This window comes from Achromobacter pulmonis, from assembly GCF_902859765.1.
GTDB lineage: Bacteria > Pseudomonadota > Gammaproteobacteria > Burkholderiales > Burkholderiaceae_B > Achromobacter > Achromobacter pulmonis.
In genome coordinates this window covers 59,027-84,250 of sequence record NZ_CADIJV010000017.1, presented here as the reverse complement: position 1 = coordinate 84,250, position 25,224 = coordinate 59,027, and the positions used below count along the sequence as shown (strand labels likewise).

Sequence of the window (25,224 nt, the reverse complement as noted above, 5' to 3'; positions counted from 1 at the left end):
CCCCCTGGCCTTGCCGACACGGGGCGGCAACATCGCCGCAAAACCCGTACTCCGTTGGAACCCCGTGACCGCTGAAGGTTCAGCGCCAGACGCGGAATTTTCGCGCCCTTTCCAGCGTTAACGCTTCGTCATGAAATCGTGACAATCGCCGCGCGGGCGGCAACGTTCAGCTTTCGAATATCAGCAGCGCCACGGTGGCGAACAGCATCGCCGCGAAGCACGCTCTCAGCTTGCGTTCAGGCAGGCGGTAAGCCAGGCGCACCCCCACCGGCACGAACAGCAGGCTGCCCGCGGCCAGCGGCAGCCCCACCAACCAGGCGGCCTGCCCGGCCCAGCTGTACGTCACCAGCGCCACCGCCGAGCCCGGAATCACCATGCACAGCGCCAGCGCCTGCGCGCTGGTCTGCGGCAGCCTGAATACCGAGGTGATGATGGGCACCGCCAGCACCGCGCCGCCCACGCCGAAAAAGCCGCCCAGCGTGCCGCACAGCACCCCGAGCAGGGTCGCGCGACGCGGCGTGAACACCGGCGCGGCGCGGTCTGCCGGCCTGGCCGCATGCCGCGCCCGCCCGGCACGCCAGGTCTGCCAGGCATAGAACAGCGCGATGAAAAACAGGAAGACGGCGAAGCTCAGGCGCAGCACGCCGGAATCGATGCCCAGCGCCAGGCGCGCGCCGACCCAGGTGAACACCACGGCGCCGGCCGCCCCGGCCAGCGCGACACGGCGGTCGATACGGGTCTGCTGGTTGTACTTGCGCACCGCCATCATGATGGTGGGCAGCACCATGATCAGGGCGGTCCCCTGCGCCAGCTGCTGCGACATGCCCATCAACAGCACCAGCGCCGGAATCGCGATCAGGCCGCCACCGATGCCCAGCACGCCCCCCATGAAGCCAATGAGGCACCCCGCGCCCAGGCACAGGCCAATCAGCAACAGACTCATGTGGCGCGTCCTTCAGCGCAGCTTGTCGAGGGCGGCATCGAGCCGGTCCACCGCCCAGATCTCCAGCCCTTCGATGGGCTGGCGCGGCGCGTTGGCCTTGGGAATCAGCGCGATCGAGAACCCCAGCTTGGCGGCTTCGCGCAGGCGCTCCTGGCCGCGCGGCGCGGGCCGGATCTCGCCCGCCAGGCCGACTTCGCCGAAGGCGATCAGGCCGCGCGGCAGGGGCCGGTCGCGCAACGAGGACATGATGGCCAGCAGCACCGGCAGGTCGGCCGCCGGTTCGGTGATGCGCACCCCGCCCACGGCGTTGACGAACACGTCCTGGTCGAAGGTCGAGACACCGGCGTGGCGGTGCAGCACCGCCAGCAGCATCGCCAGGCGGTTGCCCTCCAGGCCGACCGTCAGGCGGCGCGGGTTGGGCGCGTGCGAGCTGTCCACCAGCGCCTGGATCTCGACCAGCAGCGGGCGCGTGCCCTCCTGGGTGGCCATCACGCAGGAGCCGGCCACCTGCTGCTCATGCTGCGACAGGAACAGCGCCGAGGGGTTGGCCACGCCGCGCAGGCCGCGGTCGGTCATGGCGAACACGCCCAGCTCGTTGACCGCGCCAAAACGGTTCTTGAACGCGCGCACCAGGCGGAACGACGAGTGCGTGTCGCCTTCGAAATACAGCACCGTGTCGACGATGTGTTCGAGCACGCGCGGGCCGGCCAGCGCGCCGTCCTTGGTGACGTGGCCGATCATGACGATGGCGATGCCGGTCTGCTTGGCCAGCCGCGTCAGCTGCGCGGCGCATTCGCGCACCTGCGACACCGAGCCGGGCGCGGCGGTCAGCTCGCCGCTATAGAGGGTCTGGATCGAGTCGATCACGGCCACGCTGGGCTTCTGCTCGGACACCGCCGCCTGGATCGCCTCCAGGCGGATTTCCGCCAGCAGGTTGACGTTGCCGGTCTGCAGGCCCAGCCGGCGCGCGCGCAGCGCGACCTGCTCGGCCGACTCTTCGCCGGTGACATACAGGACGTTGGTGCTTTCCGACAAGGACGCCAGCGCCTGCAACAGCAGGGTCGACTTGCCGATTCCCGGATCGCCGCCGATCAGCACCACGGCGCCGGCCACCAGGCCACCGCCCAGCACGCGATCGAATTCATCCAGTCCGGTGGGCGTGCGAGGGGTTTCGCGCGCCTCGATCTCCGACAGGCTGCGCACCGGGCTGCTGGAGGCCAGCGGCGCGTAGCGGTGCGAGGCCGCCGCGGCCGGCGTGGCCGATTCAATGGTTTCTTCGAGGGTGTTCCAGGCATTGCAGTGCGGACACTTGCCTTGCCACTTCGGGGTGGTGCCGCCGCAGTCAGCGCACACGTATACGGTTCGGGTCTTGGCCATGGGCGCAAGTTTACCGGCACAAGCCAGGCCGCGGGGCCGCCGGACGTCTGCACGGCGCGTCGGCGCGGACACACGTTGCCCCGTCCTGGTGCGCTTTGCTTTCAATCCCCTTGCGTAAACAGGGACGTCTCGCAATCCCCCCCTGCAGACATAAGAAATTCGCTGGCGGATTTCTGCAATACGCGCATAATCATCGCGTGATGCGTCATGCCGGGCCTACGGTCCCGGGTGTCCTGTCTGGCGCGGCGCGCCAGGGCGGGCGGCCGGGAATCGCGGCACATTGCAAGACGCTTGGGCCACCTGTGGCCACCTGAACCGGAACACGATCCGATCCTGCACGAGACCGCCGGACCACCGGCGCGGCACAGGCCCGGGTCAAACGCGGATACGCCTTGCCACCAGGCGTATGCGTGAGGAGTACGCGCATGAGCATTGCCTATCGCCCCCCCTTCGACGAAGACGACGAACTGGATTTGCGCGCCTTGTATCGCAAGCCCAGGGCCGGCGGCAGCCCCGAACTGGACGCGGCCGTGCGCCGCACCTGGCACCCCGGCCACAGTTGGCACCCGGGCTGGGCCGCCGCCGCCTGCGCGGCGTTGGTGGCCGGGCTGTTCGCCTGGACCAACATGCGCGAAAACGCCGAGATGGCCGACATCACGCCGCAACTGACGGTGTCCCAGGAAGCGCCCGTCATCCACATCGAACGCGGCCCGGCGCCGCGCCCCGCGCCGACCGAAGCGCCCGCGCCGCGGTCGACGCCAGCGACAGTGCAAAGGGCCGCCGACGTCACCGGCGCCATTCCGGCCGGCCTTCCCGCCGCGCAGCAGGCCTCCGACGCGGCGGCGCAAGGCGCCCCGGCCGAACAAGCCAGCACCGAACCCGTCGCCTTCGGCGAGCAGGACATCGAGGCCCGCATCGCGCACATCCGCGCCTTGATGCAGGACGACCAGCAGGAAGACGCCGTGGCCGCGCTGCGCGAACTGCAGCAGGGCGCGCCCGACCTGGCGCTGCCCGACGACCTGCAGGAACTGGCGCAGCAGAACCCGGCTTCCTGACCCCTTTTTCTCTTCCGTTCCGTTCGCCGCCAGGCCCGCGCCCGTCGCGGGCCTGGACCTTCGTATCCCTGGGCATTCAACAGAAATAGAACGGCTTCTTGCTAACATAGCCGCCATGAGTCCGAGCTTCCACCACCGCAATCTTCCCCATCTGCTGCTTTACGCGCGCGAAACCCTGATGGCGCATTTCCGGCCGATCCTGCACGCCGCCGGCGTCACCGAGCAGCAATGGCGCGTATTGCGCACATTGAGCGAAGTGGGCGCTATGGAGCCCAACCAGATCGCCCGCAGCTGCCAGATCCTCAGCCCCAGCCTGACGCGCATGCTGGCCGGCATGGAAGAACAGGGCCTGATCAAGCGGGCGCGGTCGAACGCCGACCAGCGCCGCCAGGAGATTTCCCTGACGCCCAAGAGCAATAAGCTGATCGACCGCATGCGCCCCCAGGTGGACGCCAAGTACCAGGAAATCCAAGACCGCATCGGCAAGGAATTGCTCGATCGCCTGTACACCGATGTCGACACCATGGTCGACCTGATCAAGCGCGAAGCCGCGACCGAATGAATCAGTCCGGCACGGGCAGGATCGCGTTGATCTGCCCCGTGCCCGAACTGGTGAAGTAGTCCGTGACGATCTCGGCCGGCCGGTCGTAGGCGTCCCAACCCAGCAGCCCCAACAGCATCGCGGTGTCGTGCATGCCGCCCTCGCCCACGCACAGGTCGGCGTATTCCGGCAGCATGGCGCAGAAGGTCTTCCAGTCGCCCTGGCGCCACAGGTCCACCACCCGCAGGTCGACCTGGCGGTAGAACTCGCGGCTGATCCGGTGCATGGCGGCCTCCGGACTGCCGTTGTCGTTGAAGCGGTGCGACAGCGAACCACTGGCCAGCACCGCGACGCGGCGGTCGCTCTGCTCGATGGCCTGGCGCAGCGCCGCGCCGAAGCGGCGGCTGTCATCCAGCGCGTGCCAGGCGCACCAGGCCGCCACCGACACCACCTTGAAGCGGTCGTCGCCATTCATGTAGCGCATCGGCACCAGGGTGCCGTACTCCAGTTCCAGGCTGGCGATTTCGTGCGCGCGCGTGGCCACGCCAGCGGCGCTGGCGCATTCGGCGATGCGCCGGCCCAGCGCCGGATCGCCGCGATAGGCATAGTCCATATCCTTGATGAAGTGCGGCAGCTCGTTGCTGGTGTAGCGGCCGGCGAAGCGTTCATGGCAGTTGACGTGATAGCCGGCGTTCACCAGCCAGTGCACGTCCAGCACCACCAGCGTGTCCACGTCCAGGTCGCGGCAGCGCTGGCCGATGACGCGATGGCCCTGGATCGCGGCCTCGCGGCAGCCATGATGGCGGCCCGGCATTTCGGATAGGTACATGGACGGCACATGCGTTACCTTGGCCGCCAGCGCGAGCTTGCCCATGATGCGTATCTCCTTGTTGTCGTGCCGGACCGCGTTCAGGCGCCCCACTTCGGAATGGGGTGGCTGCCCATCGAGACGCAGACGTTCTTGATCTCGGCGAACACCTCGTAGCTGTACTCGCCGCCCTCGCGGCCGGTACCGGATTCCTTGGTGCCGCCGAACGGCTGGCGCAGGTCGCGCACGTTCTGGCTATTGATGAATACCATACCGGCCTCGATGCCGCGCGCCAGCCGGTGGGCGCGGCCGATATCGCGGGTCCAAATGTAGGAAGCCAGGCCGTACTTGACGTCGTTGGCCAGCGCCAGCCCGTGGGCCTCGTCCTTGAACGGAATCAGGCAGGCGACCGGGCCGAAGATCTCTTCCTGGGCGCAGCGCATGCGGTTATCGACGTCGGCCAGCACCGTGGGCCGCACGAAGTTGCCGCCGGCCAGGTGCGCCGGCAGGCCTTGCGGCGCGTCGGCGCCGCCCGCCAGGATGCGCGCGCCCTCTTCCCCGGCCAGGCGGATGTAGCCGGTGACCTTCTCCCAGTGCTGGCGCGTGATCATCGCGCCCACATGGGTCGCCGCGTCGGCCGGGTCGCCCACCGCCAGGCGATTGGCGCGCTCGGCGAAGCGGCGCACGAAATCATCGTAGATCGATTCCTGCACGAAGATGCGCGAACCCGCGGTGCAGCGCTCGCCGTTGAGCGAGAAGATGGTGAACAACGCCGCGTCCAGCGCACGCTCGACGTCGGCGTCGTCGAACACCAGCACCGGCGACTTGCCGCCCAGTTCCATCGAGAACTTCTTGATGCCGCCCGCGTTCGCCATGATCTTCTTGCCGGTGACGGTGCCGCCCGTGAACGAGATCGCGCGCACGCCGGGATGGCGCACCAGCGCGTCGCCGGCGGTGCCGCCGTAGCCTTGCACCACGTTGAGCACGCCGGGCGGAATACCCGCCTCCAGCGCCAGCAGGCCGAGCTGGTCGGCCGTCAGCGGCGACAGTTCCGACATCTTCAGCACGGCGGTGTTGCCCAGCGCCAGGCAGGGCGCGGTCTTCCAGGTCGCGGTCATGAAGGGCACGTTCCACGGCGACACCAGGGCGCACACGCCGACCGGCTGGTACAGCGTGTAGTTCAGCATCTGGTCGTCCACCGGGTAGGTGTGGCCATTCATGCGGGTGCAGACTTCGGCGAAGAAGGTGAAGTTCTCGGCGGCGCGCGGGATCAGCTGCTTGCGCGTCTGCGAGATCGGCAGGCCGGTGTCGCGGGTTTCCAGTTCGGCCAGCTGCGGCACGTTGCGGTCGATCAGTTCGCCCAGGCGGCGCATCAGCCGCGCGCGTTCCTTGGCGGGCGTGCCGGCCCAGCCGGGGAAGGCCGCGGCCGCGGCGGCCACGGCGGCGTCGATCTCGGCCTGGCCGCCGGCGGCCACTTCGTCGATGGCCTCGCCGGTGGCCGGGTTGAAGGTGGTGAAGCGGTCGGCGCTGTCGACCTGTTTGCCGTTGATCCAGTGCTTGATGCTCACGTGCGTCTCCTCGCCGTTGGCGGACGGCCGACGCCGATGCGGCGGGCGGCCTGACAATTTAGTTAACCTGTTAACTTTATGCGTCGACGGCAACGCTGTCAACGGCGGACAACCCCTGTCACGCGGTCACGCGGGACACGCCAGCGATTGCCGCGGGCTGGCTTTTTCACTATGATACTTAACATGCTAACAATATGCGGAGAAGCGCGGGTCGCGCGTCTGTCATGCCACATATCTGGATTGAGTACTCCGCCAACCTGGACCTGGACACCCGCGCCCTGATGCGCGCGGTGCAGGACGCCGCTGTCGGCGATGGCAGCCTGTATCCGCTGGCCGGCGCGCGCACCCGCGCCGTGCGGGTGGACGACTACCTGATCGCCGACGGCCATCCCGACAACGCCTTCGTGCACGTGCTGCTGCGCATCGGCCACGGCCGCAGCGCCGCGCAGCAGGCGGCATTGGGAGAGCGCACCTTCCAGGCCCTGCGCGACGCGCTGGCGCAGGAAATGGCGCGCCGGCCGCTGGGCCTGTCGCTGCAGGTCGAGCAAGCCGACCCGGTGCTCAACTACAAGCACAGCAACTACCGCGACTACCTGGCGGCGCGCGCCGCCGCGTTGCCGCGCACGGTGGCGGGCGCCGCGCTCAATACACGCCAGGCGCTGGCCGCGCTGGGCGAAGCCGTCAACGCACCGCCCTACCAGGCCGCGCCGCGCGCGCCCGTGCTCTACATCAAGCCGGCCAATACCTATGCCGCCGACGGCGATGCCATCACGCTACCGGCCGACGTGCCCGAGGTGCGCATCGGCGCCACCCTGGGCATCGTGTTCGGCCGGCGCGCCAGCCGCGTCAGCGAAGCCGAGGCGCTGAGCCATGTGGCCGGCTATCGCGTGGTGGCCGACCTGTCGGCGCCGCACGACAGCTATTTCCGTCCCGCGCTCAAGCAGCAGTGCCGCGACGGCTTCTGCCCGATCGGCCGCGAACTGGCGCCCGTCGCGGCGGTGCCCGAGCCGGACGCGCTCGCCATCGAGACCTGGATCGACGGCGCACTGGCGCAGCGCGCCAGCACCGCCGACCTGGTACGGCCGGTGGCCCGGCTGATCGCCGACGTCACCGCGTTCATGCGCTTCGAGCCGGGCGACATCCTGCTGGCCGGGGCGCGCGCCGACGCGCCGCTGGCACGCGCCGGCCAACGCTACGAGATCCGCATCGCCGGGGTCGGCACGCTCGGCAACATGCTTATCGCCAGCGCCTGAAGCGCCCCACGGAACCCGCCATGAGACACGCACGCATCGCCTACCAAGGCGCCCTCCACGCCGCCACCGATGCCGGCAATGGCATGATCCGCCTGGCCGACGGCCGCCTGCTGGCCGAAGACGCGGTGACCTGGCTGCCGCCGATCGAACCGCGCACCACCTTCACCCTGGCCATCAACTACGCCGACCACGCCAGGGAACTGGCGTTCAAGGCGCCGGCCGAACCGCTGGGCTTCCTGAAGGCGGCCAACACCTTCGTCGGCCATCGCGCGCAGACGCTGCGGCCGGCGGACGTGGGCTTCATGCACTATGAATGCGAGCTGGCAGTGGTGATCGGCAAGACCGCCCGCAACATCGCGCGCGAGCAGGCCTACGACTACGTGGCCGGCTATACCGTGGCCAACGACTACGCGCTGCGCGACTATCTGGAGAACTGGTATCGCCCCAACCTGCGCGTCAAGAGCCGCGACACCTGCACCCCGCTGGGGCCGTGGCTGGTGGACCGCGACGACGTGCCCGATCCGATGAACCTGGACCTGCGCACCACCGTCAACGGCGTCCAGACCCAGCGCGGCAACACCCGCGACATGGTGTTCGACATCCCCGCCCTGATCGCGTACTTCAGCGGCTTCATGACGCTGTCGCCCGGCGACCTGATCCTGACCGGCACCCCCGACGGCATCGTCAACGTGCAGCCGGGCGACGAAGTCGTGACCGAGATCGACGGCATCGGCCGGCTGGTCAACACGCTGGCGCCCTGCCCCACCTGATTTCCCTTGCCTGGATACCCTTCGCATGCTTGACACCACCACCGTGCGCGCGCTGGCCGCGCGCCTGCACGACGCTGAACGCAGCCGCCGGCAGATCCGCCAGATATCGCTGGAGCATCCCGACATCACCCTCGCCGATGCCTACGCCATCCAGCGCGCCTGGATGGACATCAAGCTGGGCGAGGGCCGCGTCAAGCGCGGCCACAAGATCGGCCTGACTTCGCGCGCCATGCAGTTGTCGTCGCAGATCGACGAACCCGATTTCGGCATGCTGCTGGACGACATGTTCTTCGAGGACGGCGGCGACATTCCCGCCGGCCGCTTCATCCTGCCGCGGCTGGAAGTGGAACTGGCCTTCGTGCTGGGCAAGCGCCTGCAAGGCCCGGACGTGACCCTGTTCCAGGTGTACGACGCGGTCGACTACGTGATCCCGGCGCTGGAGATCATCGACGCCCGCTCGCACGGCATCGACCCCGACAGCAAGCGCCCGCGCAAGGTGTTCGACACCATCGCCGACAACGCCGCCAATGCCGGCGTGGTGATGGGCGGGCGGCCGGTGAAGATCGGCGAGCTGGACCTGCGCTGGATCGGCGCGATCCTGTCGCGCAATGCGGTGGTCGAGGAGACCGGCGTGGCCGCCGGTGTCTTGAACCATCCCGCCAATGGCGTAGTATGGCTGGCGAACAAGCTGGCCGCGCATGAGGTGGCGCTGGAGGCGGGCGAGATCATCCTGTCGGGCTCCTTCACCCGTCCGGTGGCCGCGCGCCCCGGCGACACCTTCAACGTCGACTACGGCGTGCTCGGCTCCGTCAACTGCCACTTCATCTGACCTCAACGCGGCCCATGGATATCCTGACCAATCAGTTCAAACGCGCGCTGCGCGCCGGCACGCCCCAGATCGGCCTGTGGGCCGGCCTGGCCAGCGCCTATACCTCCGAGATCATCGCCGGCGCCGGCTTCGACTGGCTGCTGATCGACGGCGAGCACGCCCCCAACACGCTGCAAACCACGCTGGCGCAGCTGCAATCGGTGGCCGCCTATCCGGTGGCGCCGGTAGTGCGCCCGGCCTGGAACGATCCGGTACAGATCAAGCAGATCCTCGACACCGGCGCGCAGACGCTGCTGGTGCCGATGGTGCAGTCGGCCGAAGAGGCCGCGGCGGCGGTGGCCGCGGTGCGTTATCCGCCCGCCGGCATCCGTGGCGTGGGCAGCGCGCTGGCGCGCTCATCGCGCTGGAACCGCATCCCCAACTACCTGGAGCGCGCCAACGACGAGATGTGCGTGCTGGTGCAGATCGAAACCCCGCGCGGCGTGGATGCGCTGGAAGAAATCCTGGCCGTGGAGGGCGTCGACGGCGCCTTCATCGGCCCGGCCGACCTGTCGGCCAGCATGGGCTACCTGGGCCAGCCCGAGCACCCCGAGGTCGCCCGCACGATCGACGCGGCCATCGGCCGCATCGTCAAGTCGGGCAAGGCCGCCGGCATCCTGCATGGCGGCGTGGCCCAGGCCCGGCATTACCTGTCGCTGGGCGCGACGTTCGTGGCGGTGGGGGTGGACGCGGTGCTGCTGGCGCGCGCGGCCGAAAAGCTGGCGGGCGAATTCAAGGACATCAAGCCGGCTGGCCAGACCGGCGGACCGTACTGAAACCGGCCGGCGGAAACGACAACGGCGCCCGTGGGCGCCGTTCGGCTTCATCCGGGCAGCCGACGGCCGCGTCAGCCGGGGCCAGCCCACGGGGGCAGGATCAGGAACGCCCGCCCAGGCTGCCGCCGCCATCCACGCCCAGCACCTGGCCGGTGATGAAGCCGGCGTCATCGGACAGCAGGAAGGCAATGGCCGCCGCCACTTCGGCCGGCGTGCCCAGGCGCTTCATGGGCACCGAGGCCAGGGCGCGCTTTTCGCCCTCGCTGCCTGCCGGGCGGGTGGCGCGGAACAATTCGGTTTCGATGGGTCCGGGCGCCACCGCGTTGGCGGTCACGCCATATTCGGCCAGTTCCAGCGCCCAGGTGCGGGTGCAGCCCACCAGCGCGCTCTTGGCGGCCGAATAGGCGGTGCGTTCCAGCCCGCCGTGGATGGCGCGGCTGCAGACGTTGACGATGCGGCCGGCGCGGCGCACCTTCATCGATTCGATGAAGGCCTGCGTCACCTGCACGGCGACGCGCACGTTCAGGTCCAACACGTTGTACAGGGTGGCCAGGTCGATCTCGCCCAGCGGTTGCGGCGAGGCGATGCCGACGTTGTTGACGACCGCATCGACCGGGAATTTCTCGCGGATCTCGCGCAGCACTTCCTCGGTGCGGCCGGCGTCGGCCAGGTCACAGGCGTACAGGTAGCCGGGGAAATCGACATCGCTGGTATTGCGCGCGATACCGACCACATGACATCCCATGTCGGACAGCCGCTGAGTCAGGGCCCAGCCGATGCCTTTGGTGGCACCCGTGATGAGCACGCATTTGTCCTTCATGGATCGAGACCTCGTCGTTCGTTACTGGGCAAAAGCGGGCGCCTGCGCGCCCGCTCGTTCAAGTAGACACCATCCGGCGCCACCTGTCTTGTAAATTGCGTAGCAATTCTTGCATGCCGGACACCCGCCGCCCCGGGGAGACCGCGGCACGTCCCGGCAGAAAATCGGACGCCGCCAGGCCCACGGCCTGCCGCGGCCGGGAACGTGCCCGGCCAGGCCCGGCGGGATCAGGCGTCCCGCGTGACGGGCACGCGCGGCGCCAGGGCGCAGAGCAGCTCGTAGCCGATGGTGCCCGCCGCCAGCGCCACCTCGTCCACGGAAGGCCCCTCTTCGCCCCACAGCGAAACCGGTGCGCCGACGCCGGCCGCGGGAACCGGGTCCAGGTCGACGATCAGCATGTCCATGGAGACGCGTCCCACCAACCGGGTACGGATGCCGGCCACCACCGCAGGCGTGCCGGTGGCGGCATGGCGCGGATAGCCGTCGGCATAGCCGCAGGCGACGATGCCCACGCGCATGGCGCGGTCGGCCCGGAACAAGGCGCCGTAGCCGACCGAGTCGCCCGCCTTGAGTTCCTGCACCGCGATGATCTCGGAACGCAGCGACATGGCCGGTTTGAGGCCGAACGTGCTGGCCTCGGCGTCAGCGAAAGGCGAGGCGCCGTACAGGCAGATGCCCGGACGCACCCAGTGAGCCTGGGTCTCGGAGCCGACCGCCACGCCGGCAAAACGCAGGGTCGCCGCCGAGTTGCAAACGCTGATGGGGCCACTGCCGAGCCGATGCGTCACCGAATTGAACACGGCCATCTGCTCGGTGATGCCCTGGGGGCCATCGGCGCAGGCGAAATGGGTCATCCTGCCGACCGAGCCGACCACGCCCTGCTGTTGCAGCAACAGCGCGCGCTCGTAGGCGGCGGGATAGGCGGCCGGTGAAAAACCGAGCCGGTTCATGCCGCTATTGAGCTTGAGCATGATGTCGACCCGGCGCGACAGGCGGGCCCGGGCCAGCATGTCGAGCTGTTCGCGCTGGTGCACCGTGACGCTCAGGTGGTAGCGGTCGACGATTTCCAGATCGGACGGATTGAAGAAACCTTCGAGCAACAGGATCGGCCCGCCCCAACCGGCCTCGCGGCAACGCACGGCCTCGTCCAGGTCGAGCATGGCCAGGCCCTGGGCCTTGGAAAAGCCGGCCACGGCCTGTTCGATGCCGTGGCCATAGGCGTTGGCCTTGATCACTGCCCAGATCGACGGCGCCACGCCGGACGCGGCGGCGGCGGTCTGGTCGAGATGGCGGCGCACGGCGGCCAGGTTGTGGGCCAGGGCGGAAACGGAAACAGTGGCTGAAATCGGGCGGGGCATGATATGGGATCCTGTGGCGCTCAAGTCTAACTGATCGGCTTGCCTGCGGCGCGCGGCCGGGGATACGCGTGTACTCTAAAATGGGCCGGCTCCCCCCTGCGGCCCGACCGCAGGCAGAACGCAGGACCCGACCATGCCCATCGATCACTACGAGAATTTTCCTGTCGCCTCGCTGCTGCTGCCGCGCCGGCTGCGTGGCGCGGTGACCGATCTCTACCGGTTCGCCCGCGCCGCGGACGACATCGCCGACGAAGGCGCCGCCAGCGACCCGGAGCGGCTGGCCCAGTTGGCGGCGTTTCGCGCCGAACTGCACCGCATCGGCGCCGAACCGGGCGCCGTGCCCGCGCCCGGCGCGCCCGAACTGGCCGGCATTTTCGTGCCGCTGGCGGCCACCATCGCCCGCCATCAGCTGCCGATCACACCTTTCTACGACCTGCTGTCGGCCTTCGAACAGGACATCAGCGTCAAGCGCTACGACGACTACGCCACGCTGGCCGATTACTGCGCCCGCTCGGCCAACCCGGTCGGGCGGCTGATGCTGTGCCTGTTCCAGGCGGCCGATCCGCGCAACATGGAACAGTCGGATGCCATCTGCACCGGGCTGCAATTGGTGAATTTCTGGCAGGATGTGCGGGTAGACTGGCACAAGCACCGCGTCTACCTGCCGCAGGAGGACCTGCGCCGCTTCGGCGTCTCGGAAGAAGACCTGGCGGCCGCGCGCCTGACCCCGGGCTGGCGCGCCCTGATGGCGTTCCAGGTGGAACGCACCCGCGCGCTGCTACACTTCGGCGCTCCACTGGCGCGCCGCCTGCCGGGCCGCATCGGCCTGGAGCTGCGCCTGGTGGTGCAAGGCGGGCTGCGCGTGCTGGAGCGGATCGAGGCGAGCGGCTACGATGTATTCATGAACCGACCCGAATTGGGCGCCAAGGACTGGGCCATCATGCTCTGGCGCTCCATCAAGTAAGCAAACGGCCCTGCCAACTATGACGCCTGACGAGTACTGCCAGGAGAAAGCCGCCAAAAGCGGTTCCAGCTTCTACTATTCCTTCCTGTTCCTGCCGCCCGAGCGGCGCCGCGCCATCACGGCGCTGTACGCCTATTGCCGCGAGGTCGACGACGTGGTCGACGAATGCTCCGACCCGTCGCTGGCGCGCATCAAGCTGGCCTGGTGGCGCACCCAGGTCGACCAGATGTTCGACGGCAAGCCCGACCATCCCGTGACGCGCGCGCTGCAGCCGCACCTGCAGAGCTGTGCGATCACCCGCGAGCGCCTGCTGGCGGTGGTCGACGGCATGGAAATGGACTTGGACCAGACCCGCTACCTGGACTGGCCCGGCCTGCGCAAGTACTGCTGGCACGCCGCCGGCGTGGTCGGCGAACTCTCGGCCGGCATCTTCGGCTACAACGATCCGGCCACCCTGGTGTACGCCGAGAAGCTCGGCCTGGCGTTCCAGATGACCAACATCATCCGCGACGTGGGCGACGACGCCCGCCGCGGCCGCATCTACATTCCGGTCAACGACATGCAGCAGTTCGAGGTCAAGGCCTCGGACATCCTGAATGGCGAGTATTCCGAGCGCTTCTCGGCCCTGATGAAGTTCCAGGCCGACCGCGCCCGCGAGCTGTACCGCGAGGCGATGCGCAGCCTGCCCGAGGCCGACCGGCGCGCGCAGCGTCCCGGCCTGATGATGGCGGCGATCTATCACGCGCTGCTCGACGAGATCGAGCGCGACAACTGGCAGGTGCTGCACCAGCGCATCTCGCTGACGCCGCTGCGCAAACTGTGGCTGGCATGGAAGACCTGGGTGGGCGGCGGGCGCGGGCTGGTCCGCCGGTTGGCACGGTGAAGGCGGCGGTCATCGGCGCTGGCTGGGCGGGTCTGGCGGCCAGCGTGGCCCTGCGCGAAGCCGGCGCCAAGGTCACCGTGTTCGAAGCCGGCCACACACCCGGCGGCCGCGCCCGCCGGGTGTTCCACGACGGCTTCGAGTCGCCGCTGGATAACGGCCAGCACCTGCTGAGCGGCGCCTACAGGCACACGCTGGCGCTGATGCGCCGGGTCGGCCGCAATCCTGATGCGCTGCTGATGCGCCGCCCGCTGCGGCTGGCCAGCCTGGACGGCCGCTTCCGGCTGGCGGCGCCGCGCCTGCCCGCGCCCCTGCACATGGCGGTGGCGATCCTGGGCGCGCGCGGCTTGTCATGGGCCGACCGCTTCGCCACGCTGCGCCTGATGCGCGGCCTGCGCGCCATGTCCTGGACGCCGCCGCGCGACTGGACCGTGCAGCAGCTGCTGCACTATCACGCGCAATCCGACGCCCTGATCCGCCAGCTCTGGGAACCGCTGTGCCTGGCCGCCCTGAACACGCCCGTGGCGCGCGCCAGCGCGGGGCTGTTTGCCCGTGTGTTGCGCGACAGCCTGGCCGGCCGCCGCGAAGACAGCGACCTGCTGCTGCCCTGCACCGACCTGTCGGCGCTATGGCCCGATGCCGCCGCGCGCCAGGTCACCATGCGCTATGGCAGCACGGTGCGCCAGTTGCAGCCGGCAGCGGACGGCATCGACATCAACCAGGAACGCTTCGACGCCGCCGTGCTGGCCGTGCCGCCGACCTTCGCCGCGCGGCTGCTGGAAGCGCCGCTGCGGGCCGCCGGCGCCACCGGCCTGCTGGACGCGCTGCGCGCCTTCGATTACCTGCCGATCGCCACGCTCAATCTGCGGCTGGCAGGCCCCTGGCGCCTGCCCGAACCGATGATGATGCTGCGCGAGGAACCGGCCCGTGGCCACGTCGGCCAATGGCTGTTCGACCGCGCGCAACTGGCCGGCGACGCCCTGGCCGGCGAACTGGCCGTCGTGGCCAGCGCGGCCACCACGCTGGCCGAGCGCAACCGGCGGCAGGCCATCGAGGCACTGATCGACCAGGTGGCCGAGCAGGCCGCCAGCCACCCGCAGCGGCTGCCGCCGATGCCGGACGTCGTCGCGGCGGAGTTGTTCATCGAGAAACGCGCCACCTTCGCGGCGGTGCCAGGCCTGACGCGGCCGCTCAACACCACGCCCTGGCCGACGCTGGCGTTGGCCGGCGACTGGACCGACACCGGTTATCCCGGGGTGCTGGAAGGCGCCGTGCGCAGCGGCCTGGAGGCGGCGCGGGTGCTGAACCCGCGCGCCGGCGACTGACAGCCCGCGCGCGGCGTTCCCGCCGGCCGCGATCGCCGCCGCGATTCAGCGCAGCAGGTTGGCGGTGGCCAGGCCCAGACCGGTCAGCAGCAGCGAACCGGTCAGGCTCAAGCCGGCGTAGCCCAGCGCGCCGGCGTAGGCGCCACGCTCGAGCATGGCAACGGTTTCGGCCGAGAAGGTCGAAAACGTGGTCAAGCCGCCCATGAAGCCGGTGATGACCCCGAGCCGCACCCAGGCCGGCCATTCCGGATGGCCTGCCACCAGCGCCAGCGCCAGCCCCACCAAATACCCGCCCGCCAGATTGACCGTCAGCGTGCCCCACGGCCATGACTCGGTATTGAACCAGAGGCTGACGAGCCAGCGGGCCCACGCGCCAACCATGGCGCCCAGGCCCACGGCCAGGAAATGCAGGGGAATCAGGGTCTGGTAGACGGACATGGGTTCAGGGCGCGCGGTGCTGCTTGAGGCGGAAGGAAAAAACCAGCAGCAGTATGCCAAAGAACACGGCGTAGATGCCGATCACCCAGACCAGCGCCAGCGCGCCCGCGCCCGGCTGCATGACCAGCATGGCGCCGAACAGCACCGACACCAGCCCCGACAGCCCCAGGAACCATTCGTTGCGGATTTCCTTGCGGAAGCGGATCGCGGCGACGATCTGGAACACGCCGGCCACCAGCGCCCAGATGGCGATGATGTAGAGCAGGATCAGCGCCGTCAGGCCCGGCCACAGGAAGGTGACGATCCCGGCCGCCACGCCCAGCAGCCCGACGACGATCAGGGCCCACAAGGGCTTGCCCTGGTCGCGGATGCGAATGCCGGCGATCAGCGCCAGCACGCCGTCGGCCAGCGCGAACGCGCCCCACACCAGCACCAGCGCCGACAGGGTGATGGCCGGCATGAACATGGCCATCAGGCCGAACAGGATGGCGACGACGCCGCGCAACGCCACCCAACCCCAGTGACGACCGATCTGATCCACAACTTGCGAGTCAAGCATGACGACCTCCGGTAACACGTAACGGGTGGCCTATCTTATTTGATATTTCCCGTTCGCGGGCCACCGCCGCGAGGTCTCGTCAGACAGCGGCGGCGCCGGCCCGCGGCAGGGCCGGCGGCCACCCTCATTACTGCAGCTTGATCTGCGCCTGCTCGATGACCGACTTCCAGCGTTCGCGCTCGGCGCGGATCTGCGCGCCGAACTCGGCCGGCGAGTTGCCCAGCGGGAACGCGCCCGTCTCTTCCATCTTGGCCGCGGTGGCCGGATCGCGCACCGCCTTGGCAAAGGCCTGCGCCAGCTTGTCGCGCACATCCGCCGGCATGCCGGCCGGGCCCACCACGCCATACCAGGCAGTGACGTCGTAATCCTTGTAGCCCTGCTCGGCGAAGGTCGGCACGTCCGGCAGGCGCGGATTGCGCGTCTTGCCCGTGATGGCCAGCGCGCGCAGGTGGTTGCTCTTGATGTAGGGCAACGATGATGGGAAGTTGTCGAAAATCACCGGCACCACGCCGCCGACCGTATCGGTCAGGGCCGGGGCCGAGCCGCGGTACGAGATGCTGTTCATCTTGCCGCCAATGATCTGCAGGAACCAGATCATGCCCAGGTCGTTGACGCCGCCCGCGCCGGCATTGGCATAGCCATCCTTGCCCGGATTGGCGCGCACGTAGGTCACGAACTGCGCCAGGTCCCTGGCCGGGTATTGCGGGTTGACGCTGAGGATGTTGGGGCTGGTCACCAGGTTGCTGATGGGCGTGAAATCCTTGACCGGATCGTAGGCCAGCTTGGGAAACAGGTGCGGCGCCGTGCCGTGGGTGCTGACGGTGGCCAGGCCCACGGTATAGCCGCCCGGCTTGGCGCGCGCGGTCGCGGTCATGCCGATGGTGCCAGAGGCGCCGGTGCGGTTCTCCACCACGATCTGCTGCCCCAGGATCTCGCCGGCCTTGGCCGCGGCCAGGCGGCCGACGATGTCCGTGGGGCCGCCGGCCGGGAACGGCACGATCAGGGTGATGGGGTGGTCGGGAAACTCGGCGTGGGCCGCCGGCAGCATGGCGGCCAGCGCCAGCGCGGCGCAAGTCTTGCGGATCATGGGTGGATCTCCTGTGAGGATGGGCTCTGCTTGTTATCGGGAAAAACCGGGCGCGCCTGCGCTCTTGGCATCACGGCGCAGGATCCTGCCCGGGCGTCGCTGCCCGGGTACCGCCGGAAATACCGGGCAGCCATTGACCAGCACGTGCTCGATGCCGGCCGAGGCCAGCGTCGGCGCGTCCCAGGTGGCGCGGTCGCACACCGTGTCGGCATCGAACACCACCACGTCGGCCCAGGCGCCCACGGCCAACCGGCCACGATCGGCCAGGCCGAACACGCGCGCCGGCAACGCCGTCATCTTGGCCACCGCGGCCTCCAGCGTCAGCAGCTCGGCCTCGCGCACATACCGGCCCAGCACCCGCGTGAAGCTGCCCCACAGGCGCGGGTGCGGATGGACGTCATTGGGCAGGCCGTCGGAGCCGACCATGCAGCACGGGTGCTGGAAAATGCGGCGCACTTCGTTTTCGTCCATGGCGAAATAGATCGCGCCCGCCGGGCACAGTCGGCGCGCCGCCGTGACCGTGTCGCAACCCCAGCGCGCGGCGATCTCGGCCAGCGATTGGCCGCCGCATTCGGGATGCGGGGTCGACCAGGTGATGCGGATATCGTCGATCTGGTCGGCGCGCTCCGGGATCAGGATGGTGGAACTGCCCGGATAGGGATAGATGTCCAGCGCCACCTCGACGCCTGCGGCGCGGGCGCGGTCGATGCTGCCCAGGGTGGCGGCGCTCTTGCCCCAGTTGACCGGCATCATGCACTTGTGGTGCGACAGCACCGTGGCGCAACCGGTGCGGTGGCCGACCGCCAGCACTTCGTCGACGGCAGCCTCGACCGCATCGCCTTCATTGCGGATGTGGCTGGTATGCAGCGCATCATGCGCCGCCGCGACGCGCGCCAGGCCGTCCAGTTCGGCCGCTTCGGCGGCGCCGCCGGGCTGATAGGCCAGGCCCGTGCTGAAGCCGACCGCGCCGGCCTCCAGCGCCGCCGCCAACATGCGTTCCATCGCCTGCTGCTCCTGCGCGCTGGGCTGGGCCGCCGGCTCGCGCATCGCGGCCAGGCGCAGGTTGGCATGGCCCACCAGGGCGGCCACGTTGATCATCGGCCGCTGCGCTTGCAGCGTGTCGAAATACGTGGCCATGTCCGCGAACAAGGGGGAGTCGCCCAGCAAGGCCAGCGCGGCGGCGGTGTTGCCCGGTAGCGGCGCCGGCGCGCCGCTGATGCCGCAGTTGCCGACCACCACCGAAGTGATGCCCTGGCTGGTCTTCCATTCCAGGCCGGGCTTTTCCACGAACATCAGGTCATCGTGGCCGTGGGTGTCGATGAAACCGGGCGCGACGATCTTGCCGCCGACATCCAGGCGCCGGCCGGCCGCCCTGGCCGACAGATCGCCGATGGCGGCGATGCGCTCGCCACGGATGCCGATGTCGGCGCGGCAGCGCGCGGCGCCCGTCCCGTCGATCACCCAGCCGCCTTCGATAACCAGATCCAGATTTTCCTGCATGCAACTTCCGCCTCGATGAGGCCGGGCTTTGGCCCCGGCCGCTTGCGGGCCATCCATGGACGGCCCCGCTGCCTGATGAAGCCCCTAGTATCGTCCGCGGGATCAATCTGGAAAAATTGTTTTTATTGATCCATCTATCGGTATTTGAAATGTATCGCCTGCCCAAGCACGTCACGCTCAAGCACCTGACCGCGTTCGTCGCGGTGGCGCAGGAGTCCAGCTTCACGCATGCGGCCAAGCGCCTGTTCCAGACCCAGTCGTCGGTGACCAGCCTGGTGCGTCAGCTGGAAGACGCGCTGGCCACGCAACTGTTCGCGCGCACCAGCCGGCGCGTGCTGCTGACCGCGGCGGGCGAGGAATTCCTGCCGCGCGTGATGCGCCTGCTGGCCGATTTCGATGGCGCGATCGAAGACGTGGTGCGCTTCGGCGCGCTGGAACGCGGCCGTGTCGGCGTGGCCGCGGCGCCCTCGGCCATCACCCAGCTGATCGCGCCGGCGGCGGCCGTATTCGCCGCGCAGTATCCCGCCATCCGCCTGTACCTGAGCGATGACAACTCCGGCCGCATCCAGCGCAAGGTGGCTACGCGCGAGGTCGATTTCGGGCTGACCAGCCGCTGGGCCGACGCTCCCGGCCTGCAATTCGACGCGCTGCTGGAGGACCGCTTCGGCGTGCTGTACCGACGCGATGACACCCGTCTGCGGCCGGGCCGCGACGGCGCCATGCGTTGGTCCGACCTGGCGGGCCGCAAGCTGGTGGGGGTAGTGGACGAGACCGGCATCATGGCGCTGCTGCGGGCCCGGGCCGATCTGCCGATCGAGGCCGCCGCGCCTTTCTATGAAGCCTCCAGCACCACCTCGCAGGCGGCGCTGGTGAAGGCCGGCATGGGTGTGGCGCTGCTGCCCGCGCTGGCGGCGCAGCGGGTGCTGGAACCCGGGCTGGACTACGCGCTGCTGGCGCGGCCGACCGTGGTGCGCACCCTGTGCATCATCCGCCACAAGGAATACGCGCCGAGCCCGGCCGCCGCCGCATTGATGCTCGCGATTCGCGACTATCTGCGTGAGGCGGCGCTGCCGGCCGGCTGCAAGCTGGCGGCGGGCGCGATGCGCCGGCGCGCCTGAGGCGGATCGGCATCCGCGCGGCGATGCGGGCGGGCATCGCGCCCCGGACGACGGGCGCCGCTCAGGCGCGCAGCTTCTCGTCCAGCGCCGTCAGGCCGGCGGCGAACACGCCCTGCCCGACCGCCGTCGCCACCGCCTGCAGATCGGTGCCGTCCTCGACGCGGAAATCGGCCCACCATTCGACCAGCGTGGCGCCGCTCTCGGTGACGGCGCGCAGCGTCACGCCAGCAACGTAGTCGCGCATCGGCAGGTCGGTTTCGATGATGGAATAGCGCAGCGCGGTGCCGGGGTCGTCCAGCATCAGCAACTGCTCGCGCACGAAGCCCGAAGGCTTGAGCGTCAGGTACCGTACCGAGCCGACCGCGTCGTGGCGGCCGCCTTCCTCCAGGCGGCTTTGCGCGATGCCGGGATGCCAGCCCGCCAGGCCGTTGAAATCACGAAACAGCGGCCAGACCTTGGCCAGCGGCGCCTGGACGATGGCGCTGGTGTAGACGGTATGCGGCATGCGGACTCCCTCTCAGAAGGTCAGTTGCTTGAACTCGCGGGTGGCTGCGGTCAGCGCCTGTTCGGTGGGCAGGCGTTCCATCGAGCTGGCGCCGTAGAAGCCATGGCAATGCTGGCAATGGCGCAGGATGTGGGCGGCGTCCGCGGGCGTGGCGATGGGGCCGCCGTGGCACAGCACGATCACGTCCGGACGCACGGCCAGCGCGGCCGCCGCGATGCGGTCGATGGCGGCGACACAGTCATCCAGCGTCAGGGCGGTCTCGGCGCCGATCGAGCCGCCCGTGGTCAGGCCCATGTGGGCCACGATGATGTCGGCGCCGGCCCGCGTCATGGCCACGGCATCGTCCTCGTTGAACACGTAGGGCGTGGTCAGCATGCCTTTTTCATGGGCCAGGCGGATCATGTCCACTTCCAGCGCATACCCCATGCCGGTCTCTTCCAGGTTGGCGCGGAAGGTGCCGTCGATCAGGCCCACGGTGGGAAAGTTCTGCACGCCGGCGAAACCCTGGCGCTTGAGGTCGTCCAGGAACACGTCGAAGTCGCAGAACGGATCAGTGCCGTTGACCCCGGCCAGCACCGGCGTGCGCTTGACCACGGGCAGCACCTCGCGGCCCATGTCGACCACGATCTCGTTGGCGTTGCCGTAGGCCAGCAGGCCAGCCAGCGAGCCGCGCCCGGCCATGCGGTAACGCCCCGAGTTGTAGATCACGATCAGGTCGATGCCGCCCGCTTCCTCGCACTTGGCCGACAGTCCGGTGCCGGCGCCGCCGCCCACGATGGGGGTGCGGTCGCGCACCATGGCGCGGAACTTGTCCAGGAGTTGGTTGCGGTCAAAGCGCGGCATGGCGGCAATCCTCAGTGTGTGGCGATGTCGAGAAACTGTTCGACCGCGGCGCGGGCGAACAACGGGTCGTTGATGTGGCACGGCACGCGCACCAGGCGGCGATCGGCGGTCTGCTCCAGATGGGTTTCAAGCGCCTCGAACAGCGCGGCATCGGCCGCGGGATCCCAGAACGCCTGGCCGGGCGCGTCCAGCGCCGACACGCCGCCTTCGGGAATCAGGAAGCGCACCGGCCCGTCGCAGCGGTTGAGCCGTTCGGCGATCCATTCGCCCTGGCGGCGGTTTTCTTCCGCGGTGGTGCGCATCAGCGTGACCTGCGGGTTGTGGGGGTAGAACGTGCGGCCGCGATAGCGTTCGGGCACGCTGTCCATGGCGCCGAAATTGACCATGTCGAGCGCGCCGCAGGAGCCGACATACGGGGCGCGGGTACGGGCCACGGCGCCGAAGCGGTCCTCGGTGCAGGCCAGCACGCCGCCGAACAGGAAATCGCAGACCTCGGTGGTGGTCAGGTCCAGCACGCCGGACAGCAGATGGCTGTCGAGCAGCTTTTCCATCGACTGGCCGCCGGTCCCGGTAGCGTGGAACACCAGGCAGTCATAGCGCGATTCGAGCAGCGGCGTGACCTGCTGCACGCAGGCGGTGGTGACGCCGAACATGGTGATGCCCACGGCCGGCTGGCTGTCATCGCCCCCCTTGTCGCCAGCCTGGCGGAAGGCGCCGCCGATGGCGCCGGCGGCGTTGGCCAGTACCCGGCGCGAAATGCGGTTCAGGCCGGCCACGTCGGTCACGGAATACATCATGGCGATGTCCGACGGCCCGACATAGGGCGCGACGTTGCCGGATGCCATGGTCGAGACCATCAGCTTGGGCACGCCGATGGGCAGCGCGCGCATGGCCGGGGTGATCAGCGCGGTGCCGCCCGAACCGCCCAGGCCGAGCAAGGCGCCGATGTCGGGGTTGGCGGCGGCATAGCGTTCGAACGCCAGCGCCATGGCGGCGATGGCGCTGCCGCGGTCGCCGGTGAACACGGCCTGCTCGCCCTGCGGGTGGCTGCGGGCCACGTCACGGGCCTGCACCCGCGCCGCGCTGGCGGCCCCGGTGGTGGACACGTCGACCGAGACCACGTCCAGGCCATCGCGCTTGAGCAGATCGACCACGTATTCGGCCTCGTGGCCCTTGGTGTCGTAAGTGGCGGCCACGTAAACCCGCCGGTTCGAATGCGTCATGACTCCTCCGCGGGCGGCTACACTCGGTGCGCGCCTCGATATGTGTTCCGGGGCGCGAGCCCCTGTAGAATCAAGAAATGAGACGAAAGAATCATACTGAGACACCTGTCTCACGTCAAACCCGCGACGCCCCGCGCAACCGGCCGCCCACGCGCCTGATCGCGCCCGCCAGCCGCCAGGCCGCCGCCAGCGGCGAGCCTCCGCATGGGCCGCGCGCGCGCATGCGCAAGATCCTGCTGGATACCGCGCAGCGCCTGATGGCGCAGGGCATCACGCCCTCGGTGGCAGAACTGGCCGGCCATGCCCAGGTGTCACGCGCCACCGCCTACCGTTACTTCCCCAGCCAGAGCGCGCTGATCGCGGCCGTGGTCGACGAGAGCCTGGGTCCGATCCTGGCCTGGGACTCGGCCGCGCCAGACGCCGCCACCCGGGTCGACGAACTGCTGCGCTTTGCCTATCCGCGCCTGGAGGCGCATGAGGCGCCGCTGCGCGCGGCCATCCAGGTGTCGCTGCAGCAGCATGCCGAAGCCAGCGCAGGCCGCGCCGGCAACGAGCCGCGGCTGGTGCGCGGCCATCGCGTCGACATCCTCAAGCGCGCCATCGCGCCGCTGGCGGACACGCTGCCGCCGGCACAGCGGGAACGCGTGGCGCAGGCGCTGTCGCTGGTCTACGGCACCGAGGTATTCCTGGTGCTCAAGGACATCTGGGGCCTGGAGCTGCCGGCGGTCACCGAAGTGGCGCGCTGGACGGCCCAGGCCATCATCCGCCAGGCCCTGGCCGAGGCCGCCGAAACACCGGCTCCCGCGCGCGGCAAGCGCTAGGCCCCGCGCGGCCGCCGGCCGCGGACTGTAATTCCCACGTCACTCACGCCAAGCATAGTGCGGGCCTTCGCGGCGCCGCGCTTTGCGGGCCGCCATGACACTGGAGTTTGGAATGCAGTTCGAAGCAACCCGCCTGCGGCGGGCCATGATGCCCTTGTCGCTGGCTTGCGTCACCCTGTTGAGCGCCTGCGGCGGCAGCGATGACGAGGACGACACGGCCGCGCCACCAGCCGTGACCGAGCCGTCGCCCCCCGTGAAGACCGGCGCCTGGAGCGCCGGCGACCTGCACGTGCACACGATCCAGTCCGATGACGCCCAGACCACGCTGGAAAGCGTGCTGGATCAGGCCTTCGATCGCTACAAGCTGGATTGGGCCGCGCTTTCGAACCACCTGCGCATGTCCGCGCGTGACAACACCGGCGCCAACATCCCCGGCGGCTCGATCCCGTTCTCGGCCGGCATGGCGCGCTATGAAGTGCCGTTCATCAAGCAGGCCCAGGCCGTCGGCCGCTATGCCGGCAAGATCATCTTCTCGTCGTTCGAATGGGACATGCCCACGCACGACCACGTCAATATCGGCATTGGCACCCACGACCCGCTGTCGGAGAAGTCGCTACGCGCCGTGGCGGAGTTCGAATACCTGTACACCAACAAGGCCGACAACCTGTTCGACGCGCAGTTGGTGGCCGACCTGGCCGGCCAGCCGCGCGCCTACACCACCCATGCCGATTCGCTGACGGCGCTGCGCTGGCTGCGCGACCGGCATCCCGACAGCTACATGCTGCTGAACCACCCGTCGCGCTACGCCGGCAAGTACACCATCGGCCAGTTGCGCGAAATGCATGACCTGGCGCCGTCGATCTTCTTCGCCATCGAAGGCATGGTCGGCAACCAGATGGAGCCCGACCGCGGCGGCTATGCCGAGGCCTACACGGCCGACAAGCTGCCCAACCGCACCTACGGCGGCGTCGATTACCTGGTGGCCAAGCTCGGCGGCACCTGGGATGCGCTGCTGGGCGAAGGCCGCCATATCTGGACCGTGGCCGATTCGGATTTCCACTTCCGCATCAATAGCACCGGCCAGTACAGCAGCGGCTACGCGCCCGGCGAATACGCCAAGACCTATGTCTGGAAGGATGGCAAGGACATGGCGGCGGTGGTCGCGGGCCTCAAGAGCGGCCGCATGTTCGGCGTTTTCGGCGACCTGATCGACGCGCTCGAATTCCAGGCGCAGGGCGCCTCGGGCACCGCGCATATGGGCGGCGAACTGGTAGCGGCCAAGGGCGAACAAGTGGAAGTGACTATCCGCTTCCACAGCCCCGACAGCAACCACTACGAGTACCCGATCGAGAGCGGCAACCCCACCTACGTCAAGCCGACCGTGCACCATGTCGACCTGATCGTCGGCGACGTCGGCCCGCGCGCGGCCGTCGGCACGCCGGACTACGACAACGCCACCCATCCCAGCACCCGGGTGCTGGGCCGCTATACGAGCAAGGACTGGACCGTGGACGCGGACGGCTACAACGTCATCAAGGTCAAGCTGAGCGCCGACAAGAGCCAATACCTGCGCCTGCGCGGCACCAACCTGGCGCCGGACGTGGCCGGCGAGACCGCCGACGGCGAACCCCTGCCCGACGCCAAGGTCGACCTGGCCGACAACACGGCGCGCTTTAACGCCATCAACGCGCGCAACTACAACGACCTGTGGTTCTACTCGAACCCAGTGTTCGTGACGGTCAAGCAGTAACACGAAGCGCCCCCGCGCGGACCAGGTAAAAAGCCCCGCAGGCCATTGCCTGCGGGGCTCTCTTTGCACGCTGC

The 25,224-nt window shown here is 69.1% G+C and carries 25 protein-coding genes; 12 read left to right on the top strand and 13 right to left on the bottom strand.

Annotation, left to right across the window (positions count from 1 at the left end):
- Nucleotides 1–166 precede the first annotated feature (166 nt).
- Nucleotides 167–943, bottom strand: a complete 777-nt coding sequence (locus HV701_RS15680) for a sulfite exporter TauE/SafE family protein (protein WP_175133957.1) — start codon at nucleotides 941–943, stop codon at nucleotides 167–169.
- Between the two features lie 12 nt (nucleotides 944–955).
- A complete protein-coding gene (gene radA, locus HV701_RS15675; RefSeq protein WP_175133956.1) occupies nucleotides 956–2,320 on the bottom strand; it encodes a DNA repair protein RadA in 1,365 nt (454 codons plus the stop codon).
- A 425-nt stretch (nucleotides 2,321–2,745) separates the two neighbouring features.
- Between radA and HV701_RS15670 the strand changes: the two genes are divergently transcribed.
- Together HV701_RS15670 and hpaR are read left to right on the top strand one after the other, a co-directional pair.
- Nucleotides 2,746–3,375, top strand: a complete 630-nt coding sequence (locus tag HV701_RS15670) for a hypothetical protein (RefSeq protein WP_175133955.1) — start codon at nucleotides 2,746–2,748, stop codon at nucleotides 3,373–3,375.
- A gap of 115 nt (nucleotides 3,376–3,490) precedes the next feature.
- Entirely contained in the window at nucleotides 3,491–3,937 is a 447-nt protein-coding gene (gene hpaR / locus HV701_RS15665; protein WP_175133954.1) for a homoprotocatechuate degradation operon regulator HpaR, read from the top strand.
- 1 nt (nucleotide 3,938) lies between these two features.
- Here hpaR and hpaD read toward each other — a convergent pair whose 3' ends face one another.
- Nucleotides 3,939–4,790, bottom strand: coding sequence for a 3,4-dihydroxyphenylacetate 2,3-dioxygenase (hpaD, locus tag HV701_RS15660; protein WP_175133953.1), 852 nt, complete (start codon nucleotides 4,788–4,790; stop codon nucleotides 3,939–3,941).
- Between the two features lie 35 nt (nucleotides 4,791–4,825).
- Nucleotides 4,826–6,292, bottom strand: a complete 1,467-nt coding sequence (hpaE, locus tag HV701_RS15655) for a 5-carboxymethyl-2-hydroxymuconate semialdehyde dehydrogenase (RefSeq protein ID WP_175133952.1) — start codon at nucleotides 6,290–6,292, stop codon at nucleotides 4,826–4,828.
- 224 nt (nucleotides 6,293–6,516) lie between these two features.
- Between hpaE and HV701_RS15650 the strand changes: the two genes are divergently transcribed.
- From HV701_RS15650 to hpaI, 4 genes are read left to right on the top strand one after another with little or no spacing between them, the layout of a single operon-like run.
- On the top strand, nucleotides 6,517–7,545 hold the full coding sequence (locus HV701_RS15650; protein WP_175133951.1) for a fumarylacetoacetate hydrolase family protein: 1,029 nt from the start codon (nucleotides 6,517–6,519) through the stop codon (nucleotides 7,543–7,545).
- 20 nt (nucleotides 7,546–7,565) lie between these two features.
- Entirely contained in the window at nucleotides 7,566–8,315 is a 750-nt protein-coding gene (locus tag HV701_RS15645) for a fumarylacetoacetate hydrolase family protein (protein WP_175133950.1), read from the top strand.
- Nucleotides 8,316–8,340: 25 nt separating this feature from the next.
- Complete coding sequence (gene hpaH / locus HV701_RS15640; protein ID WP_175133949.1) at nucleotides 8,341–9,144, top strand: 2-oxo-hept-4-ene-1,7-dioate hydratase; 804 nt, start codon at nucleotides 8,341–8,343, stop codon at nucleotides 9,142–9,144.
- 14 nt (nucleotides 9,145–9,158) lie between these two features.
- Nucleotides 9,159–9,959, top strand: a complete 801-nt coding sequence (hpaI, locus tag HV701_RS15635) for a 4-hydroxy-2-oxoheptanedioate aldolase (RefSeq protein WP_175133948.1) — start codon at nucleotides 9,159–9,161, stop codon at nucleotides 9,957–9,959.
- Nucleotides 9,960–10,059: 100 nt separating this feature from the next.
- On the opposite strand, the gene HV701_RS15630 is transcribed toward hpaI, so the two are convergent.
- Nucleotides 10,060–10,779, bottom strand: coding sequence for an SDR family oxidoreductase (locus HV701_RS15630; RefSeq protein ID WP_175133947.1), 720 nt, complete (start codon nucleotides 10,777–10,779; stop codon nucleotides 10,060–10,062).
- A 227-nt stretch (nucleotides 10,780–11,006) separates the two neighbouring features.
- Nucleotides 11,007–12,137 (bottom strand): alanine racemase, encoded by a 1,131-nt coding sequence (alr, locus tag HV701_RS15625; protein WP_175133946.1) that lies wholly within the window; start codon nucleotides 12,135–12,137, stop codon nucleotides 11,007–11,009.
- A 133-nt stretch (nucleotides 12,138–12,270) separates the two neighbouring features.
- Between alr and hpnC the strand changes: the two genes are divergently transcribed.
- The 3 genes from hpnC to hpnE are packed head-to-tail and all read left to right on the top strand — an operon-like array spanning nucleotide 12,271 to nucleotide 15,306.
- Nucleotides 12,271–13,101: a squalene synthase HpnC gene (gene hpnC, locus HV701_RS15620; protein ID WP_175133945.1), complete on the top strand. Its 831-nt coding sequence runs from the start codon at nucleotides 12,271–12,273 to the stop codon at nucleotides 13,099–13,101.
- A gap of 19 nt (nucleotides 13,102–13,120) precedes the next feature.
- Entirely contained in the window at nucleotides 13,121–13,984 is an 864-nt protein-coding gene (gene hpnD / locus HV701_RS15615) for a presqualene diphosphate synthase HpnD (protein ID WP_175133944.1), read from the top strand.
- The gene (gene hpnE / locus HV701_RS15610; RefSeq protein WP_175133987.1) at nucleotides 13,981–15,306 is read left to right on the top strand and encodes a hydroxysqualene dehydroxylase HpnE; all 1,326 of its coding nucleotides are present in this window, start codon (nucleotides 13,981–13,983) and stop codon (nucleotides 15,304–15,306) included. The genes hpnD and hpnE overlap by 4 nt, the downstream gene beginning before the upstream one ends.
- Nucleotides 15,307–15,351: 45 nt before the next feature.
- Here the strand turns inward: hpnE and crcB are convergent, their stop codons facing one another.
- The 4 genes from crcB to HV701_RS15590 form a co-directional block, all read right to left on the bottom strand.
- Complete coding sequence (crcB, locus tag HV701_RS15605) at nucleotides 15,352–15,744, bottom strand: fluoride efflux transporter CrcB (RefSeq protein WP_175133943.1); 393 nt, start codon at nucleotides 15,742–15,744, stop codon at nucleotides 15,352–15,354.
- Nucleotides 15,745–15,748: 4 nt separating this feature from the next.
- The gene (locus HV701_RS15600) at nucleotides 15,749–16,303 is read right to left on the bottom strand and encodes an HdeD family acid-resistance protein (protein ID WP_175133942.1); all 555 of its coding nucleotides are present in this window, start codon (nucleotides 16,301–16,303) and stop codon (nucleotides 15,749–15,751) included.
- 127 nt (nucleotides 16,304–16,430) lie between these two features.
- Nucleotides 16,431–17,390, bottom strand: a complete 960-nt coding sequence (locus tag HV701_RS15595; RefSeq protein ID WP_175133941.1) for a tripartite tricarboxylate transporter substrate binding protein BugE — start codon at nucleotides 17,388–17,390, stop codon at nucleotides 16,431–16,433.
- Between the two features lie 33 nt (nucleotides 17,391–17,423).
- Nucleotides 17,424–18,890 (bottom strand): N-acyl-D-glutamate deacylase, encoded by a 1,467-nt coding sequence (locus HV701_RS15590; RefSeq protein ID WP_175133940.1) that lies wholly within the window; start codon nucleotides 18,888–18,890, stop codon nucleotides 17,424–17,426.
- 149 nt (nucleotides 18,891–19,039) lie between these two features.
- On the opposite strand from HV701_RS15590, the gene HV701_RS15585 reads away from it, so the two are divergent.
- Complete coding sequence (locus tag HV701_RS15585; protein ID WP_175133939.1) at nucleotides 19,040–20,008, top strand: LysR family transcriptional regulator; 969 nt, start codon at nucleotides 19,040–19,042, stop codon at nucleotides 20,006–20,008.
- Nucleotides 20,009–20,069: 61 nt separating this feature from the next.
- Here the strand turns inward: HV701_RS15585 and HV701_RS15580 are convergent, their stop codons facing one another.
- Genes HV701_RS15580 through HV701_RS15570 form a run of 3 tightly spaced genes read right to left on the bottom strand, consistent with a single transcriptional unit; the run spans nucleotide 20,070 to nucleotide 22,579 of the window.
- Nucleotides 20,070–20,513 (bottom strand): SRPBCC family protein, encoded by a 444-nt coding sequence (locus tag HV701_RS15580; protein WP_175133938.1) that lies wholly within the window; start codon nucleotides 20,511–20,513, stop codon nucleotides 20,070–20,072.
- Between the two features lie 12 nt (nucleotides 20,514–20,525).
- Entirely contained in the window at nucleotides 20,526–21,356 is an 831-nt protein-coding gene (locus HV701_RS15575) for a phosphoenolpyruvate hydrolase family protein (RefSeq protein ID WP_175133937.1), read from the bottom strand.
- An 11-nt stretch (nucleotides 21,357–21,367) separates the two neighbouring features.
- On the bottom strand, nucleotides 21,368–22,579 hold the full coding sequence (locus HV701_RS15570; RefSeq protein ID WP_175133936.1) for a Tm-1-like ATP-binding domain-containing protein: 1,212 nt from the start codon (nucleotides 22,577–22,579) through the stop codon (nucleotides 21,368–21,370).
- A 155-nt stretch (nucleotides 22,580–22,734) separates the two neighbouring features.
- Between HV701_RS15570 and HV701_RS15565 the strand changes: the two genes are divergently transcribed.
- Nucleotides 22,735–23,400, top strand: coding sequence for a TetR/AcrR family transcriptional regulator (locus HV701_RS15565; protein ID WP_236757022.1), 666 nt, complete (start codon nucleotides 22,735–22,737; stop codon nucleotides 23,398–23,400).
- 112 nt (nucleotides 23,401–23,512) lie between these two features.
- On the top strand, nucleotides 23,513–25,150 hold the full coding sequence (locus tag HV701_RS15560; protein WP_175133934.1) for a CehA/McbA family metallohydrolase domain-containing protein: 1,638 nt from the start codon (nucleotides 23,513–23,515) through the stop codon (nucleotides 25,148–25,150).
- Nucleotides 25,151–25,224 lie beyond the last annotated feature (74 nt).